Here is a 17,126-nt window from a genome sequence, read left to right on the forward strand (position 1 = left end):
GCCGCGCCTCGCGCCACTCCTCCCCCGAACCGGGGACGGGTGGCGCGAGGATCGCGCCACCGCCGCGCCTCTCCGGGCGACCGGCCCCGGCCGGGGCTAGCCTGACGCGATGGAGTCGGAACCGATGGCGATCCGGACGCGACGGGTGTACGGCCCATCGGTCCTGCGACGCCTCCGCGCCCTCCTCCTGCGGCTCCTCGGCGCCGGCCTCGCGGCCGTGCTCATCCCGTTCGCCGTCCTCGCGGACCGCCGCGGCGTCCTCGACGAGTCGGTGCTCGCGCTCGGCCTCCTCGCCCTCACCGTCGTCATCGGACTGGCCTCGGCGGTCTCGCTCTTCGTCGTCTCCCCCACCCGCGTGATGACGACCGAGACGCAGGTCGTGCTGATGCGCGGCCGCCGCCGCCGCGAGCAGTGGCCCCGCCGGTCGGTCCGCTTCCTCGAGTCCGCCGACGGCGACGGCTTCGTCGCCTGGTGCCGCGGCGACGGAGTCGAGGTGCGCTGCGGCCACTTCCGCCCGGAGGACCTCGCCGCCCTGCTCGCCGACCTCGGCGCCGCCGCCCGCGTCCGCCACGCTCTGCCGCCCGCTCTGGCCGGGCCCGCCTCGGCCGTCCGCTTCCGGCCGCACCGCGCTCCGCTCCAGCGCCGGGCGGTCGCCCTGGTCGTCGTCGCCACGGAGGCGTTCGCCGCCGGCGTCCTGGCCGTCGCCCTCGCGGGATCCCCGTCGGGCGACCGCGCGCAGATCGCGCTGGGGGCGGTCGTCGTGGCGCTCTCCCTCCCGCTCGGGCTGGTCGCCGCGCGGCTGGCGCTGCGGCCCGGGCTGCCGGGCTCGATCGTGGTGTCGGAGTCGGCCATCCAGATCGACGGGCTGATCTTCCCGCTCAAGGCTCTGCGCTCGGTCGTCGCCTCGAGCCCGACGGGGAGCCATAGCCTCCGCCTGACCCTCACCGAGACGAACGGCCGCATCACGGAGGTCCCCCTCGGGCTGCGGGTGCCGACGCTGCGGCGCGACCAGCTCTTCCCCGACTACCCGCTGCTGCTCGGCGTGCTGCGCGAGCGCACGGCGGGGCTGCTGCGGATCGAGGGCTGAGCCTCAGTCCTCGGCGCCGTCGGCGATGCGCTGGTGGTGGTGGATGACCTCGGCGACGATGAACCCGAGGAACTTCTCGGCGAACGCCGGGTCGAGGTGCGACTCCTCGGCGAGCGCCCGCAGCCGCGCGATCTGGCGGGCCTCGCGCTCGAGGTCCGCGGCGGGCAGCCCGTGCGCGGCCTTCAGCCGGCCGACCTTCTGCGTGAACTTGAAGCGCTCGGCGAGCAGGTGGATCAGCGCCGCGTCGATGTTGTCGATGCTCTGACGGATCTGCACGAGCTCGGCCCGCGCCAGGGACTCCTCGTGCGACGGCTCCTCGTGCGACAGCTCCTCGGTCATGCCCCGACCCTAACGGACCGCCCCCGGACACGACGACGGCCCCTGCCCGGAGTCCGGGAGGGGCCGTCCAGAGGGCTCGGTCAGTCGACCAGGTTGATCTGCACGGGGATGTTGCCGCGGGTGGCGTTGGAGTACGGGCAGAGCTGGTGCGCCGCGTCGGCGACCTTCTGCGCGTCCTCGGAGCTCGCCTTCGGCACGTAGACGTCGAGCTCGACCGAGAGGCCGAAGCCGTCGGAGTCGTTCTTCCCGATCGAGACGCTGGCCGAGACGGCCGCGTCGGTCGTGTCGATCTTCAGCTGGCGACCGGCTCCGTGCAGGGCGCTGAGGAAGCAGGCGGAGTAGCCGGCCGCGAACAGCTGCTCGGGGTTGGTCCCCTCGCCGGAGCCGCCGAGCTCCTGCGGGGCGCGGGTGTCGAGGTCGAGACGGTCGTCCTCGGTGCGGACGTGGCCGTCGCGTCCTCCACCGGAGGCGTGGGCGATGGCGGTGTAGAGAGCATCCATCCCCCCATCCCACCACTCGGCCGCCGTGAGTCGGGTGAACGCGGGATGCACGTCCGTGCGTTCTCCCGGGAATCCCCCTCGGGAACGCTCCGGGGAGCGTCAAGCCCCTCCCCCTCGGCGCCCTCCGGGTGTGCGGTGGAGGGACACCGACCCCGACCGGCGCGAGCCGGAGAACGGACACGAGCATGCGAGCACTCACCTGGCAGGGCATCGAGAAGGTCTCGGTCGAGACCGTCCCCGACCCCCGCATCCAGCAGCCGACCGACGCGATCGTCCGGATCACCTCGACCGCGATCTGCGGCTCCGACCTGCACCTCTACCGCCTCCTCGGGCCCTACATCGACCGCGGGGACGTGCTCGGCCACGAGCCGATGGGCGTCGTCGAGGAGGTGGGCTCCGGAGTCACCACCCTGAAGCCCGGCGACCGCGTCGTCGTGCCCTTCACCATCGCCTGCGGCGAGTGCTTCATGTGCCGCCGAGGGCTGCAGTCGCAGTGCGAGACGACGCAGGTCACCGAGTACGGCTCGGGAGCGGCGCTCTTCGGCTACACGAAGATGTACGGCCAGGTCCCGGGCGGGCAGGCCGAGCTGCTCCGCGTGCCGCTGGCCGACTACAACACGATCGTCGTCGGCACGGACCTGCCGGACGAGCGCTACCTCTTCCTCAGCGACATCGTGCCCACCGCCTGGCAGGGCGTGGAGTACGCGCAGGTGCCCGACGGCGGGACCCTGGTCGTCTTCGGACTCGGCCCGGTCGGCCAGTTCGCGGCGCGGATCGGCGCCCACCGCGGCTACCGCGTCCTCGCCGTGGAGCCCGTCGCCGAGCGGCGCGCGATGGCCGAGCGGTACGGCGTGGAGACGTTCGACCTGTCCGATGACATCGCCGCGCATCTGCGCGACCTCACGGACGGGCGCGGCCCCGACTCCGTCGTCGACGCGGTCGGCATGGAGGCGCACGGCTCGCCGGTCGGCTCGTTCGCGCAGTCGATGGCGGGGCTCCTGCCCGACCCGATCGCCCGCAAGGCGATGGACACGGTCGGCGTCGACCGCCTCGCCGCGGTCCACGCGTCCCTCGACCTGGTCCGCCGCGGCGGCACCGTCTCGCTGAGCGGGGTCTACGGCGGAGAGGCCGACCCGATGCCGCTGAAGTCGATGTTCGACAAGCAGGTGACGGTGCGGATGGGCCAGTGCAACGTGAAGCGCTGGATCGACGATCTGCTGCCGCTGGTGGAGGACTCCTCCGATCCGCTCGGCGTGATGGACCTCGTGACCCACCGGGCGCCGCTCGAGGACGCTCCGGCCCTCTACGAGACCTTCCAGAAGAAGGAGGACGGCTGCATCAAGGTCGTCCTGCACCCCTAGCCGGGGAACAGCGAAGGCGGCGCCCCCCGAGGGGAGCGCCGCCTTCGCGGTACTGCCGAGACCTACTTGAAGACGTCCTTGACGTCCTCGCCGGCCTTCTTGGCCGAGGCCGCGGCCTGGTCCTTCTGGCCTTCGGCCTTCAGGCTGTCGTCGTTCTTGTGGTCGCCCAGGGCTTCCTTCGCCTTGCCGGCGATGTCCTGAGCGGCGTTCTTGATCTTGTCATCGAGCCCCATGGTGGTGCCTCCTTCGCTGATCGTTGGCACGACCGTAGGACCGGGAACTGCCCGCTTCCTGGGAGCGGGAAGGGGCTTGCCCGGGTGCCCGCTGGACTGCGATGATTCGCGCCCTCGACCGGGGCCGGCCGGCCGAGGGCGCGGGATCAGGTCGCCGGGGTGGCGGACTCGGACGGAGCGGACTGCGAGGGCGCGTTCGTGGGCGTCTGCGACGATCCGTCGTCGGCGCTGGTGGGCACCGCGCTCCCCGACTGGTACGGCGTCTGGGCGTCGCCGGTGCAGCCGGCCAGCAGGCCGATCGTCAGGGCGGAGGCGCCGAGCGCACCGAGGACCCGTGCGGCGCTCACTTGCCCGTCACCGCGTCCTTGACGGCCCCCACTGCCTTCTCGACGATGTTCGGCTTCGGGTCGGTGCCGTAGAGGCGCTCGTCCGGCTGGGTGGGCGGGGGCATCGGGACGTTGCCGCCGGGCTCCGCGACGCGGTAGCTGAACTCTCCCTTGCCGTCCGGGGTCGGGCCCGAGGCCCAGCTGCCCTCGGAGGCCGCTGCTCCGTCCGAGAAGTTGATGTACTCGTACGACACGGAGCGCTCCTCCTTCGAGATCGGGAAGTTCGAGGGCACGGGCAGGTCCTCCCGGCCCTCCGCGCGCAGCTCGGCGGCCGCCGCGATCCACTGGTTCTGGTGCATGGTGTCGCGGGCCAGGAGGAACGACAGGAGGTCGCGCACGCCGTGGTCGTCGGTCATGTGGTAGAGCCGGGCGACCTGGAGCCGACCCTGCATCTCCGCGTTCGCGTTGGCGGTGAAGTCGGCCAGCAGGTTGCCGCTGGCGGTGATGTAGGAGCCCTGCCACGGGTTGCCCATGCTGTCGACGGGGCGCGCGCCGGCGCCGGCCACGATGGCGTGCTGCACGTCGGAGCCGCCGATGACCGCCGCGAGCACGGGGTCCTTCTTCATCGCGTCCTCGGACTGCTCGACCGGGGCCTTCTCGAGCAGCTGGGCGATCATCACGGCGATCATCTCGACGTGGCCGAACTCCTCGGCGCCGATGCCGAAGAGCAGGTCCCGGTACTTGCCCGGGTCGTGGGCGTTCCAGGCCTGGAAGCCGTACTGCATCGCCACGGTGATCTCGCCGTACTGGCCGCCGAGCACCTCCTGGAAGCGGCGGGCGAAGACCGCGTCGGGCTTCGAGGGCGTGGACGTGAACTGGAGTTCCTGACGGTGGAAGAACATGACTGGTTGCCTTTCCGGGGTAGCCGGGCGGATCCGGGTGCGGACGTCCGATGTCCGTCCTCTCGACGGTAGGGAGCCCTGTTCGCGGGTCAGAAGGGGCTTGACGCGGTGGCGGAGCAGTCGATCCACGGGCCCTCGGGACCCGCCCTCGTGGGCGCGGGATGGTAGCCCCATCGGGGGGTCAGCCGCTATGCCCTTCCCGGTACTCGAGGGCCCGAACAGACTGGCGACGCCGGCACGCATTCATTCCCCACTCGATCCTGGAAGGGACAGACGATGTCGAACATCGATCCCGCTTCACCTCCGTTCGGAGACGGCGCCGCGAACTTCGGCGCGACCGAGACCCCCATCGACAGCGGGGCGCACGTCGCCTCCACGGACACCTCCTCCGGCTCCTCCTCGGGCGGCACGGCCGACTCCGCGAAGGAGAAGGCGAGCGCCGCCGCGGGCACCGCCAAGGACCAGGCCGGCGCCGTCGCCGGCGACGCCAAGCAGGCCGCGAGCGAAGTGCTCTCGACCGGCAAGGACGAGGCCGCCAACGTGGTCCAGGAGGCCAAGGTCCAGGTCAAGGACCTCTACGACCAGAGCCGCACCCAGCTCACCGAGCAGGCCCACGCCCAGAAGGAGAACGCCGCCAAGGGCGCCCGCGCCTTCAGCGACGACCTGACCGCGCTGGCCAACGGCGAGGGCGGCAGCGACAACGCCGCGGCGAAGCTCGTCTCCCAGGCGGCCACCCGCGTGCAGGGTGTGGCCTCGTGGCTCGAGAACCGCGACCCGTCCGAGCTCCTCGACGACGTCCGCGCGTTCGCCCGCCGCCGCCCGGGTGCCTTCATCCTCATCGCCGCGGCGACGGGACTCGTCGGCGGGCGCCTCATCCGCGCCCTGACCGCCGAGGCGAAGGACGAGAAGGAGGCGACGAGCACCCGCACCGACGGACCCGAGTTCGACGCCCCCGCCTCGACCACCGCGCACTCCGACGCCTCCGCGTACGACGCGCCCGTCGCGTCCGCCTACGGCACCGTCGGCTCGAGCTCCCTCGAGCGCGACTACGCGCCGACCGAGCCCGTCGCCGACCCGCTCGACGGCGGCTTCCCGAACGGCGGCCGGCTGTGACCGACCCGACGGGCGTCCACCGCTCGACGGAGACGCCCGACCAGCGGGCCGGGTCGACGTCGCTGGGCGATCTGCTCGGCGAGGTCTCGCGCGACCTCTCCACGCTGATCCGCCAGGAGATGGCCCTCGCCAAGGCCGAGCTCAAGGAGTCCGCCGGCAAGGCGGGCAAGGGAGCGGGCCTCCTCGGCGGGGCGGGCTACGCCGCGCTGATGGCCGTGCTCTTCCTCTCGATCGCCCTCTGGTGGGGCCTGGGCACTCTGATCGGCAACGGCTGGTCCGGAGTGGTCGTGGCCGTCATCTGGGCGATCGTGGCCGCGATCCTCTACGCGGTGGGCCGCAAGAGCCTGAAGCAGGTCGACGGCGCTCCCGAGACGGTCGACTCCCTCAAGAAGATTCCCGACACCCTCAAGCCGAACGGGGCAGGACGATGACGTACGACGCAGGACAGAACAAGACACCCGAGGAGATCCGGGCGGACATCGAGCGCACGCGCCTCGAGCTGGGCGGGGACGTCGACGCGCTGGCCGAGAAGGTCAGCCCGTCCGCCATCGCGCAGCGTCAGACCGACAAGGTCAAGTCGGCCGTGGGCTCCGTCCGCGACCGCGTGATGGGCTCGGCGCACGACGCCTCCGACTCACTCTCGAGCGGTGCGGGCTCGGCGAAGGCCAAGGCCGAGGGCAACCCGTTCGCCGTGGGGCTCATCGCCCTCGGCGCCGGACTCCTCGTCGCCTCGCTCATCCCCGCCTCCAGCAAGGAGAAGGAGGCGGCGAGCCGCGTCAAGGAGCAGGCCCAGCCGGTCGTCGACAAGGTGACCGACGCGGCCAAGGAGGCTGCGAGCGAGCTCCGCGAGCCCGCGCAGCAGGCGTTCGCCTCCGTCAAGGAGACCGCGACCGACGCCGCGCAGAACGTCAAGGAGGCGGGCACCTCCGCCACCGACGACGTGAAGGACTCGGCCCGCGAGGCCAAGCACGCCGTCCAGGAGGACGTGCAGCACTGATCCGTCGGCGCTGACAGGGCGGTGGGCCTCCGGGCCCGCCGCCCTTCGTCGTGCCGCCGGGAATACACCGCCGCCCGCGCTCCTTGCCCTCCGTATGCGATCGATCGTCTACTCCCGCACCGGTGACTCCTCCGTCCTCTCCCTCGTCGACCGGGAGGAGCGGGCTCCGGGCTCCGGCGAGGTCCGCGTCCGCGTCCTGGCGTCGGGCGTGAATCCGACCGACTGGAAGGCGCGCGCCGACGGCGACCTCGCGTTCGACGAGGTCGTGCCGAACCAGGACGGCGCCGGTGTCGTCGAGGCGCTGGGCGAGGGCGTCGAGGGCCTGGCCGTCGGCGACCGGGTCTGGATGTACCTCTCCGCGCACCGCCGCCCCACCGGCACCGCGCAGGAGTCGGCGGTGCTCGCCGCCGAGCACGTCGTGCGCCTGCCCGAGGGCGTCGGCGCCGACGTCGCCGCGAGCCTCGGCGTCCCCGCGATGACCGCCCACCGCGCCCTCACCGTGCACGAGCACGGCCCCTCCCGTCTCGCGCCCGGCACCCTCGCCGGCCGCACCGTCCTGGTCCAGGGCGGCGCCGGAGCCGTCGGGCACGCCGCGATCCAGCTCGCGGTCTGGGCCGGGGCGACCGTCATCGCGACGGTGAGCAGCGACCCCAAGGAGCGGCTCGCCCGTGCGGCCGGTGCGCAGCACGTGCTGCAGTACCCGGACGACGCGCTCGCCGACCGGATCCGCGAGCTCGCCCCCGAGGGCGTCCAGCACGTGGTCGAGGTCGCACCGGCTCAGAACGCCGCGCTCGACGTCGAGGTGCTCGCCAACCACGGCAGCATCGGGTACTACGCGAACAACAACGGCGACGAGTTCACCGTGCCGATCGTCGCGAGCTTCGCGAAGAACGCCCGGTGGCAGGGCCTGCTGCTCTACACGGTGGGCGAGGGGGCGCTGCAGGCCGCGGCCGAGGACATCACCGCGGCGCTCGTCGACGGCGCGCTCCCGGTGGGCGAGGAGGCGGGCCTCCCGCTGACCTGGTTCCCGCTCGAGGAGACCGCGGCCGCCCACGACGCGGTCGAGCAGGGCGCGACGGGAAAGGTGCTCATCCGCGTCGCCGACTGACCGCGAGGGCTCGCCTCTGATCGACTCCCGGCCGGATCAGCCCCGGAGCGGGGGCGAGCCCGGGACGGTCGAGCGGTCGGCCAGGCCGGCCACGAGCTCGGCGAGCGCCTCCTCCGCCGTGCGGGTCGGCGCCCAGCCGAGCTCGGCGCGGGCGCGCTCGGTCGACATGACCGGGACGTTGCCCGCGATGTCGAGCCAGCCCGCGTCGGTGCGCTGCAGGCGCAGGTGCCAGGTCGCGGTGACGACGGAGCGGAGCAGCCCGAACGGCACCGTGACCAGGCGGGCGCCGAAGGCGTGCGCCAGCCGCTCCGGAGTGAGGACCGGCTCGGCCGCGATGTTGAAGGCCCCGCCGGCGCGCCGGTCGAGCGCGCGCCAGAAGGCGTCGGCCACGTCGTCGGCGTGCACGCCCTGGAAGACGATGCTCCGCGGCAGCGGCAGGACCGGGATCCGGACCGCCTTCAGCCACCGCGTCGGGTAGTGGGGACCGCCGAAGAGCCCGGCGATCTCCGTCGCCGCTCCGCGCTGGAAGACGAGCCCCGGGCGCAGGCGTGTGACGACGATCTCGGGGTGCCGCTCCTCGAAGGCGTCGAGCTGCCGCTCGTTCGCGGCCTTGTGGCGGCTGTAGGTCGAGGTGTGCAGGCCGCCCGTGGGCCAGTCCTCGGTGACCCGGATCGACTTCGGCGCCGCGCTGTAGGCGCCCACGGACGAGGCGACGGCGACCTGGCCGACTCCCGCGGCGGCGACCGCCTCGAGCACGGCCGCGGTGCCTCCGACGTCGACCAGCCGCTGGAACGGCTCGTCGTGGCTGGGCTGCAGCGCCCAGGCGAGGTGGACGACGGCGTCGACGCCGGCGAAGGCCTCGCGGAGCCGCCGCGGGGCGACGCTCGACGCGAGGTCGATCTCGACCCAGCGCACGTCGCGGTACTCCTCCGAGCGGAGCCGAGGGGCCCGGCGGGCGATGCCCACGATCTCCTCCACCCCGGCCTCGCCGTGCAGGCGCCGCAGCAGCGCCGTCCCCAGGTTGCCGGTCGCCCCGACGATCGCGATCCGCATGGCGTCATCCCTCCGGGAGCGGCGCACGCCGACCCCCTTCTCCGAGGCTAGGCAGGGGCGCCGCCGAGGAGGAGCCGCTTGACAGCGGGCACGACGGGACGCTCGGCGGGGACCGCCGGCGGCCGGCGGGGTGAACGCTCCTCCCCAGGGCGGATGCGGCCTAGACCACGGCGGGAGCGGGCGCATCCCCCCGCGCGGCCGGCCGCCGATCCCTAGCCTGGGACGATGCTGCCGACACCGCCCCGCCGCGTCCTCCCCGTGCGACACGAGGTCGAGGGCGTCACGCTGCGGACGGTCGACACCGGTCCGGCCGGAGCGGGCGCGGTGTTCGTCCTGATCCACGGGATCGGGATGTCGCACCACACCTTCTCGCCGCTCGCCGCCCGCCTGAAGCGGCACGGCCGGGTGATCGGCGTCGACCTCGCCGGCTTCGGCGCGAACGCGCGCCCGCGGCGGAGGGTCGGCCTCGAGGACCACGCGCGGCAGGTCGAGCAGGTCCTCCGCGGACTGGGCGTCTCGCGCGCGGTCGTCGTCGGGCACTCGATGGGGTCGCAGGTGGCGGTCGAGCTGGGGCTGCGCGCGCCCGGCCTGGTCGACGGCGCGGTGCTGATCGGGCCGGTGGTGGATCCGCAGCGGCCCGGAGCGGTCCGCCAGGGGCTCGCGCTGCTGCGGGACTGCCTCGGCGAGCCGGTGGGCGTCGACGCGATCCTGCTGGCCGACTACCTGCGCGGCGGCCTGCGCTGGTACCTGCGCCAGCTGCCCGAGATGCTGAGGCATCCGGTGCAGGAGCGCGTCGCCCGGCTGGAGGTGCCGGTCCTCGTCGCCCGCGGCCGCGACGATCCGATCGCCACCCGTGACTGGTGCGAGCGGCTCACGGCCCACGCGCGCGAGGGGCGGCTCGTCGAGTTCGCCGGCTCGCGCCACGTCGTCCCCCGCACCGAGCCCGGAGCGCTCGCCCGCGAGATCCTCCGCTTCGCCGCTGCGCTCGGCGAGAGGCCCGCCGCCCCGCTCCCCCTCCGGTCGGAGCCGGCCGCATGAGCCGGCTCCGACGCCTGGTCCGCGACGCCGTCTGGTGGATCCGCGACTACGCCTACGCCGTCGCCTGGCAGGTACGCGGCGTCCTCTCGCGCCGCGCCCCGGACGACTACCTCGACGGCGACCGGCGGCCCGTCGTGGTCCTCCCGGGGATCTGGGAGACCTGGTCCTTCCTCCGCCCGATCATCGATCCGCTGCACGAGCGCGGGCACCCGCTCCACGTGCTGACGAGCCTCGGCCGGAACGGCCGCCCGGTCGCCCGGACCGCGGAGGACGTGGCCGCCTACCTCGCCGAGCACGGGCTCCGCGACGTGGTGATCGTCGCCCACAGCAAGGGCGGACTGATCGGCAAGTACGTGATGACCGAGCTCGACCCGGACGGCCGGGTCGACCGGATGGTCGCCGTGGCGACCCCGTTCGGCGGCTCCCGCTACGCGCCCTACCTGGTCCTCCGGAGCCTGCGCGCCTTCTCGCCGCGCGACGCCACGACCCTGCTGCTGTCGAGCCGCTCCGGAGCGAACGCGCGGATCACCTCCGTGTTCGGCCTCTTCGATCCGCACATCCCCGAGGGCAGCATGCTCGAGGGCGCGGTCAACGTCCGGATCGAGACCGGCGGGCACTTCCGCATCCTGAGCGACCCCGAGACGCTCACCGCGGTCGTCACGGCGGTCTCGGCGGAGGAGCGCGCCGACGGAGAGGCGCCCTGACGACGGCGGAACCCCTGACGACTCCGTAGCAACCCGCGTCGCCGCGGCGGAACCCCCTGGCGCCTCCGGCCCGCGAGGCGGAGCGTGGAGCCATGCCCGCCTCCTCCACCGGCCCGACCGAGCTCCTCCTCGTCCGTCACGGCGAGAGCCTCGCCAACATCGCGGCGAGCGCCGCCGAGGCCTCGGGGGCGCACGAGATCGCCGTCGACCGCCGCGACCCCGACGTCGAGCTCTCCCCCGCCGGCGAGGAGCAGGCCCGCGCGCTCGGCCGCTGGCTGGCCGAGGAGGCGCGGCCCGCCTCCGCCTGGACGTCGCCCTACCGCCGCGCCTCCGCGACCGCGCGTCTCGCCCTCGGCGAGGCCGGCATCGACCTGCGGCTGCGCCCCGACGAGCGCCTGCGCGACCGCGACCTCGGCGTCACCGACCGCCTCACCTCCGCCGGCGTGCGGGCCCGGATGCCCGAGGAGGTGGCGCGGCGCGAGTGGCTCGGCAAGTTCTACTACCGGCCGCCGGGAGGCGAGGCCTGGACGGACCTCGCGCTCCGCGTCCGCGCCTTCGTCGACCACCTCGCCGTCGCCGCGCCTCCCGGGCCGGCGATCCTCTTCTGCCACGACGCGGTCGTCCTCGTCCTCCGCTACGTCCTCGAGGGCCTCTCCGAGCACGAGCTGCTCGACATCGGCGCCTCGACGCCCGTCGCCAACGGCTCCGTCACCCGTCTCGTCCGCGACGGCGACGCGTGGCGCCTCGAGCTCTTCAACCGCACGTCCCACCTCGAGCGCTCCGGCGCCCCCGTCACCCGGCACGACGACCGCGCGGACGGAGAAGGAGACCCTCATGAGTGACCTCGTCTCCCGCGCCCTGCTCGAGCAGCGCTGGCCCCTCCCGGAGCCCGGAGGCTCGAAGCACTCCCGCGGCGACGTGGTCGTCGTCGGCGGCGCCCGCAAGACGCCCGGCGCCGCGATCCTCGCGGGGATCGCCGCGCTGCGGACCGGCGCGGGTCGCATCACGCTCTGCGTCGCCGAGTCGGTCGCGTCGGCCACCGCGGTCGCGCTGCCCGAGTGCGGAGTGGTCCCGCTCGCGGAGACGCGCACCGGCTCCGTCTCGGGCCGCGGGCTCGACGTCCTGGCCGGCGAGCTCTCCTCCGCCGACGTCGCCCTGATCGGACCCGGCCTGGACGACCCGCGCGCGACCGCCGCGACCCTCCGTGCCCTCGCTCCGCTCCTCGACGACGTGCCGGCCGTGCACCTCGACGCCTTCCCGCTCGGAGTCCTGCCCGGGCAGCGCCGTCTCGCACGGAGGCTCGCGGGCCGGCTCCTGCTGACCCCGAACTCGGAGGAGGCGTCCCGGCTCCTCGGCGAGGAGGTCGACGACGTCGAGCGGGCCGCCCTCGCGGTCGCCGAGCGCTACGGCGCGGTGGTGAGCCTGTTCAACACGATCGCCTCGCCCGACGGCGACGCGGTGCGGATCGAGGGCGAGCACCCCGGGCTGGCCACCGCGGGCAGCGGCGACGTGCTCGCCGGAGCGACGGCGGGCCTGCGCAGGCGCGGCGTCGATCCGATGGGCGCGGCCGCGTGGGGCGCGTTCCTGCACACGGAGGCTGACACGCGCCTCTCCGCGCGCATCGGCCCGGCCGGGTACCTCGCGAGCGAGATCCCGGGGGAGTTCCCGCGCGTGCTGGCGGGCTGAGCGGGGCGGGTGCGCTGAGGACGGCAGTCGTTCCGGACCGAGCCGGCGGCGTGAGCGGCGGCGATCACCGTGACCGCGGCGTCGACCTCAGTGCGCGACGTCGGCGACCGAGAACGCCACTCCCGGCGTGATCAGGATCGAGGTCTCGCGGGGCTCGCCCTCGCCCTGGTTCACCGTGATCCAGCGCGACGCGGAGCCGTCCAGGGCGCGGTCGATGCTCTCGCGCACCTCCGCGGCCGACGTCTCGCTCAGGCTGAACGGCGCTCCGCCGTAGATGATCTCGACGCGCTTCACAGCATGCTCTCCTCGCTCTGACGGGCGGTCCCGTGGGGCTCCTCGCTGATCCGCAGCCCGTGCGCCGTGTGCGAGTCGGCGAGCAGCTGGCGGATCCAGTCCGGGTTGATGTTCGGGGCACGGCCGCCGTGGTACTTGAAGCGCAGCGGGATGGCGGGGTGCAGCCAGATCGAGGTGCGTCCGTCGCCGACCGCCTGCGAGTCCTTCCACGAGAAGTAGAAGGACTCGTTGCGCGCGAGCTTCGAGCCGATCACGATCTGCAGGTGCGCCAGCAGACGGTCGTCGAAGTCGGCCTCGAGGGTCGAGTCGTAGATCAGTCGCCCCATCAGGCGGTTCTCCGTTCGGGAAGTCGCCCGTCCGCGAAGGGTCGGGCGGAGTCGTGAGTGTCGATCCTACCGGCGCCCCGGATGCTCACCAGGAGTCGTCCTCGCCGTGGAAGTGCGGGATCTCGGTGTCGACGGCGGAGAGGGGCCCGGCGCCGCCGTCCTCCTCGGCCACGGGGTGCGAGACGCCCAGGCGGGCCGTCTCGCGGGTGAAGCGCTCGACGAGCTCCTCGTCGAGCAGCTCCTCGGCTCCGTCGTCCTCGGACTCCGAGAACAGCTGGCTCGCCGGTCCGATCAGCAGCGCCGCCCGTCCGGGCCGGCCGGACTCCTGGCGGATCGGGATGTCGACCGTGATCGACCCCTTGGTGAGCGCCAGCGCCTCCGCGTAGGCCAGCAGCGACCGCGCGATGGCGGTACCCGTCAGCACGGAGCTGCCGGCGTAGTGGATGCGTTCCATGCCTCCTTCCTACTCCTCGGGCGGCCGCCCGGTCAGCGGTTGCGCGGTCGAGGCGGGGAGCGCTAGCGCCGCGTCGATCCGGCGGTCGAGCGCGTCGCGGACGGCCGGCCACTCGGCCGCGAGGATCGAGTGGACGGCCGTGTCGCGCCACGAGCCGTCGGCCCGCCGCTGGTCGTGGCGGAGCACCCCCTCGAACACGGCGCCGAGGCGGAGGATCGCGGCCCGCGAGCGCGCGTTCACCGCATCCGCCTGGAGCTTCACCCGCTCGTAGCCGCTGTCGAAGGCGAGTCCGAGCACCAGCCGCTTCGCCTCCGGGTTCACGACGGTGCCCCACGTCTCGGGCGCGTAGGCCGTCCAGCCGAGGTGGGCCGCCTCGCGCGTCTCGTCGAAGTCGGCCAGCGAGGTCGTGCCGACGACGCGCCCCTCCTGCAGCACAGCGAACGGCAGGCCCGTGCCCCAGGGGTAGTAGCGGTCGACGAAGGCGCGGAACTCCTCCGGGGTGCCGGGGAGGCCGGCGAGTCCCCCTCCGTAGCCGCCGGCGAACACCTCCGGACGCCCGATCGCCCGCCCGAGCGGCTCGACGTGCTCGGCGGCGAGCGGCTCGAGGACGATCGAGCGGCCGACGAGCGTGACGGAACCGGGGCGGCGGGGACTGCTCATGCGATCAGTGTGGGGCACCGTGCCAGCATGGCTCCATGAGCACCGCCGCGCTGTTCGAGTCCGCCGCCGCCGCCCTCGTCGGTCTGCTCGCGCAGGTGCGGGACGACCAGTGGGAGCAGCCGGGGCTCGGCGTCTGGGACGTCCGCGGCCTCGCGGGCCACGCGTCGCGGGCGGTGCTGACGGTCGAGGCGTACCTCCTCGCTCCGGAGCCGCCCGAGCCGACCATCGAGGACGCGCTCGACTACTACGCCGCGCTGGCCGGGAACGTCGCCGACCCCGCGGCGGTGGCGCGGCGCGGGGTCGAGGCGGGGCTGCTGCTCGGCGACAGGCCGGCTCAGGCGCTGGCGGAGGCGGCGGGCCGCGCGGTCGAGCTGGTCGCCGCCCAGCGTCCCGGCCGCCTCGTCGCCGTGGGCGGCCACGCGATCGAGCTGGACGAGTACCTCCGGACCCGGCTGCTCGAGCTGGTCGTGCACACGCTCGACCTCTCGCGGGCCACCGGGATCCCGCACGTGCTGCCCGGCGAGGCCGTCGAGGCGTGCTGCGCGCTGACCGGCGGGCTGGCCGCTCGAGCCGGACGCGGCGAGGAGCTCCTGCTCGCGCTGAGCGGGCGGGAGCCCCTCGCCGCGGGGTTCTCGGTGGTGTGAGGGCGCCGGCCCTCCGGCTGCGGGTTCTGCGCGGCGCCGGCCCTCGGGGCACCGGGTCCTCCGTGGTGAGGGCGCCGATCCTCGGGCCGCGGGTTCTACGTGGTGCCGGTCCTCAGGCCACGGCGAGAGCGGCGACCGGCGACACCTTCGTGGCGCGGCGGGCGGGCAGCACGGCCGAGACGACCGTGATCACGACACCGACCACGAGCACCGCCACCAGGATCGGCACCGGGACGGTCGGCGGGATCAGTCCGATGCCCGGCAGCGAGCCGAACACCGAGATCGCGCCGCACCAGCCGTAGACGATCCCGAGCACGATGCCGAGCACCGCGGCAGCGATGATCATCTGCGCCGCCTCGAGCACCACCATCGACCGCACCTGCGAGCCGGTGAAGCCGAGCGCGCGGAGCAGGCCCAGCTCGCGCCGGCGCTGCAGCACGCTGAGCGACAGCGTGTTGACCATCCCGACGGCGGCCAGGACGACCGAGAAGCCGAGCAGGACGCTCATCACCGCGGTGCTCACCTGGATGAACTGCTCGAACGCCGCGATCACCTCGGGGTTCGTCTCACCCGAGCGCTCCATGATCGTGCCGAAGGTGGCGGCGGCGACCGCGAACATCGTGACCAGCGACACTCCGATGACCAGTCCGATGACGGCGCGGGCGCTGCGCGCCGGATTGCGGACGGCGTTGGCGGACGCCAGGCGGGCGACGGGGCCCCGGCCGAAGGCGCGGCCCACGAGGGCCGTGAGCGGAGGGAGCAGGACGGGCGCCCCGAGGATCACGCCGGTGAAGGACGCCATGCCTCCGACCAGCCCGAGGAGGACGCCGCCGGGGTTGGCGAGCCCGAGGACGACACCGGCGGCGAGCAGCAGCGCGCCGACCACGACGAAGACGATCGCCGTGACGTTGCGGGCGGTGCGGCCGCGCAGCTCCTCGTAGCGGGGCTCGGCGGAGGATCCGGCGGCCTGCGACGGCGCGACCGCGAGCACGCGGCGCGATCCGGACCACGAGGCGATGACCGTCGAGGCGACCACGGCGATCAGCGGCAGCACGAGGCCGGGCGAGACGAGCGGGTAGTCGAAGCGGGGCAGGGTGCCGCTCCGGATGGCGAGCTCCGCGGCGAGCGCCACGAGAGCGACGCCGGCGACCAGGCCGATCGCCGCTCCGAGGAGCCCCTGCAGGAGGCCCGTGCGGACGATCCCGCTGCGCAGCGACCGGCCGGAGGCGCCGAGCAGGCGGAGCAGGGCGATCTCGCGGGTGCGCCCGGCGATGACGGTCGAGACCGCATTGGCCGTGACGATCCCGCCCACGAACACCGCGATGCCGAAGAAGACGGCGCCGACCATCCCGAGCATGAGGGCGACCTGGCCGATGCCGTCGATCCCCGCTGCCGCGAAGGCCGCGACCATGTCGGCGATGACCTGCACCAGCACGGCGCCGAACGCCGCGGCGAGTGCGGCGACGGTGACGATGGCGCCCCCGCCCTGGCTCGAGCCCGTGCGCACGCCGCTCACGCCGCGCCCTCCATCGTGAGCATCGCGCGCGAGATCTCCTCGGCGCTCATCCCGCGGCGGTCGTCGACGACGGCCCCGTCGCGGAGGAAGACGATGCGGTCGGCGTAGGCCGCCGCGATCGGGTCGTGGGTGACCATGGCGATCGACTGGCCGTACTCGCGGGTGGAGGCCCGGAGCAGGCTGAGGACCTCGCGGCCGGTGCGCGAGTCCAGGTTGCCGGTGGGCTCGTCGGCGAAGATCAGCTGCGGCCGGGTGGCGAGGGCGCGGGCGATCGCCACACGCTGCTGCTGCCCGCCCGAGAGCTCGTGGGGCCGGTGCGTGAGGCGCTCGCGGAGCCCGAGGGACTCGATCAGCCGGGCGATCCACTGCTCCTCGTCGCCGGTCACGGAGCGGCCGTCGAGCTCGAACGGGAGGCGGATGTTGCCGCGCACGTCGAGCGTGGGGACGAGGTTGAAGGCCTGGAAGACGAAGCCGACGCTGCGGCGGCGGAGCACGGTCAGCTCGGCGTCGCTCATCGAGGTGATCTCGGCGTCCCCGAGGAACACGCGGCCGGAGGAGGCGGTGTCGAGGCCGGCGAGGACGTGCATGAGCGTCGACTTGCCGGATCCGCTGGGGCCCATCACCGCGGTGAACTCGCCCCGCTCGATCGAGAGCGTGACGTCGTCGAGGGCGACGACGGGCGGCGTGCTGCCGTAGAGCTTGCGCACGCCCTCGACGCGCGCCACGACGGAGGAGGTCTGGTTCTGCATGTCCTCGACGCTACGGAGGCACCCGTGTCGCCGGCG

Annotated in this window: 23 protein-coding genes; 11 read left to right on the forward strand and 12 right to left on the reverse strand. The window is 74.0% G+C overall.

The window, feature by feature from the left end; translation table 11 throughout:
* The first annotated feature begins 109 nt into the window (after positions 1 to 109).
* Complete coding sequence (locus C5C71_RS03770) at positions 110 to 1,087, forward strand: hypothetical protein (protein ID WP_146084420.1); 978 nt, start codon at positions 110 to 112, stop codon at positions 1,085 to 1,087.
* 3 nt (positions 1,088 to 1,090) lie between these two features.
* Here C5C71_RS03770 and C5C71_RS03775 read toward each other — a convergent pair whose 3' ends face one another.
* A complete protein-coding gene (locus C5C71_RS03775) occupies positions 1,091 to 1,426 on the reverse strand; it encodes a chorismate mutase (protein WP_104222760.1) in 336 nt (111 codons plus the stop codon).
* Between the two features lie 80 nt (positions 1,427 to 1,506).
* On the reverse strand, positions 1,507 to 1,926 hold the full coding sequence (locus C5C71_RS03780; RefSeq protein WP_104222761.1) for an organic hydroperoxide resistance protein: 420 nt from the start codon (positions 1,924 to 1,926) through the stop codon (positions 1,507 to 1,509).
* A gap of 185 nt (positions 1,927 to 2,111) precedes the next feature.
* On the opposite strand from C5C71_RS03780, the gene C5C71_RS03785 reads away from it, so the two are divergent.
* Positions 2,112 to 3,287: a zinc-dependent alcohol dehydrogenase gene (locus tag C5C71_RS03785; RefSeq protein WP_104337167.1), complete on the forward strand. Its 1,176-nt coding sequence runs from the start codon at positions 2,112 to 2,114 to the stop codon at positions 3,285 to 3,287.
* Between the two features lie 62 nt (positions 3,288 to 3,349).
* On the opposite strand, the gene C5C71_RS03790 is transcribed toward C5C71_RS03785, so the two are convergent.
* The 3 genes from C5C71_RS03790 to C5C71_RS03800 all read right to left on the reverse strand — a co-directional run bounded on the left by C5C71_RS03790 (position 3,350) and on the right by C5C71_RS03800 (position 4,748).
* The gene (locus tag C5C71_RS03790; protein WP_104222763.1) at positions 3,350 to 3,520 is read right to left on the reverse strand and encodes a CsbD family protein; all 171 of its coding nucleotides are present in this window, start codon (positions 3,518 to 3,520) and stop codon (positions 3,350 to 3,352) included.
* Positions 3,521 to 3,666: 146 nt separating this feature from the next.
* Positions 3,667 to 3,867, reverse strand: a complete 201-nt coding sequence (locus C5C71_RS03795) for a hypothetical protein (protein WP_104222764.1) — start codon at positions 3,865 to 3,867, stop codon at positions 3,667 to 3,669.
* Positions 3,864 to 4,748 carry a manganese catalase family protein gene (locus tag C5C71_RS03800; protein WP_104222765.1) on the reverse strand — a complete coding sequence of 295 codons (885 nt, stop codon included), beginning with the start codon at positions 4,746 to 4,748 and terminating at the stop codon, positions 3,864 to 3,866. The genes C5C71_RS03795 and C5C71_RS03800 overlap by 4 nt, the downstream gene beginning before the upstream one ends.
* A gap of 276 nt (positions 4,749 to 5,024) precedes the next feature.
* Between C5C71_RS03800 and C5C71_RS17845 the strand changes: the two genes are divergently transcribed.
* The 4 genes from C5C71_RS17845 to C5C71_RS03820 all read left to right on the forward strand — a co-directional run bounded on the left by C5C71_RS17845 (position 5,025) and on the right by C5C71_RS03820 (position 7,966).
* A complete protein-coding gene (locus C5C71_RS17845; protein ID WP_104297354.1) occupies positions 5,025 to 5,861 on the forward strand; it encodes a hypothetical protein in 837 nt (278 codons plus the stop codon).
* On the forward strand, positions 5,858 to 6,292 hold the full coding sequence (locus C5C71_RS17850) for a phage holin family protein (RefSeq protein ID WP_104222767.1): 435 nt from the start codon (positions 5,858 to 5,860) through the stop codon (positions 6,290 to 6,292). The genes C5C71_RS17845 and C5C71_RS17850 overlap by 4 nt, the downstream gene beginning before the upstream one ends.
* A complete protein-coding gene (locus C5C71_RS03815) occupies positions 6,289 to 6,858 on the forward strand; it encodes a DUF3618 domain-containing protein (protein ID WP_104222768.1) in 570 nt (189 codons plus the stop codon). Before C5C71_RS17850 ends, C5C71_RS03815 begins: the two co-directional genes overlap by 4 nt.
* Positions 6,859 to 6,952: 94 nt before the next feature.
* A complete protein-coding gene (locus tag C5C71_RS03820; RefSeq protein ID WP_104337168.1) occupies positions 6,953 to 7,966 on the forward strand; it encodes an NADPH:quinone reductase in 1,014 nt (337 codons plus the stop codon).
* Positions 7,967 to 8,002: 36 nt separating this feature from the next.
* Here C5C71_RS03820 and C5C71_RS03825 read toward each other — a convergent pair whose 3' ends face one another.
* Positions 8,003 to 9,019 (reverse strand): NAD-dependent epimerase/dehydratase family protein, encoded by a 1,017-nt coding sequence (locus tag C5C71_RS03825; RefSeq protein WP_104288361.1) that lies wholly within the window; start codon positions 9,017 to 9,019, stop codon positions 8,003 to 8,005.
* A gap of 225 nt (positions 9,020 to 9,244) precedes the next feature.
* Between C5C71_RS03825 and C5C71_RS03830 the strand changes: the two genes are divergently transcribed.
* From C5C71_RS03830 to C5C71_RS03845, 4 genes are all read left to right on the forward strand, one after another.
* Positions 9,245 to 10,057: an alpha/beta fold hydrolase gene (locus C5C71_RS03830; protein WP_104288360.1), complete on the forward strand. Its 813-nt coding sequence runs from the start codon at positions 9,245 to 9,247 to the stop codon at positions 10,055 to 10,057.
* Positions 10,054 to 10,761 (forward strand): triacylglycerol lipase, encoded by a 708-nt coding sequence (locus C5C71_RS03835; RefSeq protein ID WP_104239324.1) that lies wholly within the window; start codon positions 10,054 to 10,056, stop codon positions 10,759 to 10,761. The genes C5C71_RS03830 and C5C71_RS03835 overlap by 4 nt, the downstream gene beginning before the upstream one ends.
* A 92-nt stretch (positions 10,762 to 10,853) precedes the next feature.
* Entirely contained in the window at positions 10,854 to 11,603 is a 750-nt protein-coding gene (locus C5C71_RS03840; RefSeq protein ID WP_104337169.1) for a histidine phosphatase family protein, read from the forward strand.
* Positions 11,596 to 12,447, forward strand: coding sequence for an NAD(P)H-hydrate dehydratase (locus tag C5C71_RS03845; RefSeq protein ID WP_104337170.1), 852 nt, complete (start codon positions 11,596 to 11,598; stop codon positions 12,445 to 12,447). The genes C5C71_RS03840 and C5C71_RS03845 overlap by 8 nt, the downstream gene beginning before the upstream one ends.
* Positions 12,448 to 12,534: 87 nt before the next feature.
* On the opposite strand, the gene C5C71_RS03850 is transcribed toward C5C71_RS03845, so the two are convergent.
* From C5C71_RS03850 to C5C71_RS03865, 4 genes are all read right to left on the reverse strand, one after another.
* Positions 12,535 to 12,741 carry a hypothetical protein gene (locus C5C71_RS03850; RefSeq protein WP_104222775.1) on the reverse strand — a complete coding sequence of 69 codons (207 nt, stop codon included), beginning with the start codon at positions 12,739 to 12,741 and terminating at the stop codon, positions 12,535 to 12,537.
* On the reverse strand, positions 12,738 to 13,067 hold the full coding sequence (locus C5C71_RS03855) for an ATP-dependent DNA ligase (protein WP_104222776.1): 330 nt from the start codon (positions 13,065 to 13,067) through the stop codon (positions 12,738 to 12,740). Before C5C71_RS03855 ends, C5C71_RS03850 begins: the two co-directional genes overlap by 4 nt.
* A gap of 85 nt (positions 13,068 to 13,152) precedes the next feature.
* On the reverse strand, positions 13,153 to 13,521 hold the full coding sequence (locus C5C71_RS03860) for a hypothetical protein (RefSeq protein ID WP_104222777.1): 369 nt from the start codon (positions 13,519 to 13,521) through the stop codon (positions 13,153 to 13,155).
* 9 nt (positions 13,522 to 13,530) lie between these two features.
* Positions 13,531 to 14,181 carry a GNAT family N-acetyltransferase gene (locus C5C71_RS03865; RefSeq protein ID WP_104234279.1) on the reverse strand — a complete coding sequence of 217 codons (651 nt, stop codon included), beginning with the start codon at positions 14,179 to 14,181 and terminating at the stop codon, positions 13,531 to 13,533.
* A gap of 35 nt (positions 14,182 to 14,216) precedes the next feature.
* Between C5C71_RS03865 and C5C71_RS03870 the strand changes: the two genes are divergently transcribed.
* A complete protein-coding gene (locus tag C5C71_RS03870) occupies positions 14,217 to 14,825 on the forward strand; it encodes a maleylpyruvate isomerase N-terminal domain-containing protein (protein ID WP_104234280.1) in 609 nt (202 codons plus the stop codon).
* 112 nt (positions 14,826 to 14,937) lie between these two features.
* Here C5C71_RS03870 and C5C71_RS03875 read toward each other — a convergent pair whose 3' ends face one another.
* Together C5C71_RS03875 and C5C71_RS03880 are read right to left on the reverse strand one after the other, a co-directional pair.
* Positions 14,938 to 16,341 (reverse strand): FtsX-like permease family protein, encoded by a 1,404-nt coding sequence (locus tag C5C71_RS03875; RefSeq protein WP_258063296.1) that lies wholly within the window; start codon positions 16,339 to 16,341, stop codon positions 14,938 to 14,940.
* A complete protein-coding gene (locus C5C71_RS03880; RefSeq protein WP_104222781.1) occupies positions 16,338 to 17,090 on the reverse strand; it encodes an ABC transporter ATP-binding protein in 753 nt (250 codons plus the stop codon). The genes C5C71_RS03875 and C5C71_RS03880 overlap by 4 nt, the downstream gene beginning before the upstream one ends.
* Positions 17,091 to 17,126: the final 36 nt, after the last annotated feature.

The organism is Rathayibacter sp. AY1C1, from assembly GCF_002932105.1.
Lineage (GTDB): Bacteria > Actinomycetota > Actinomycetes > Actinomycetales > Microbacteriaceae > Rathayibacter.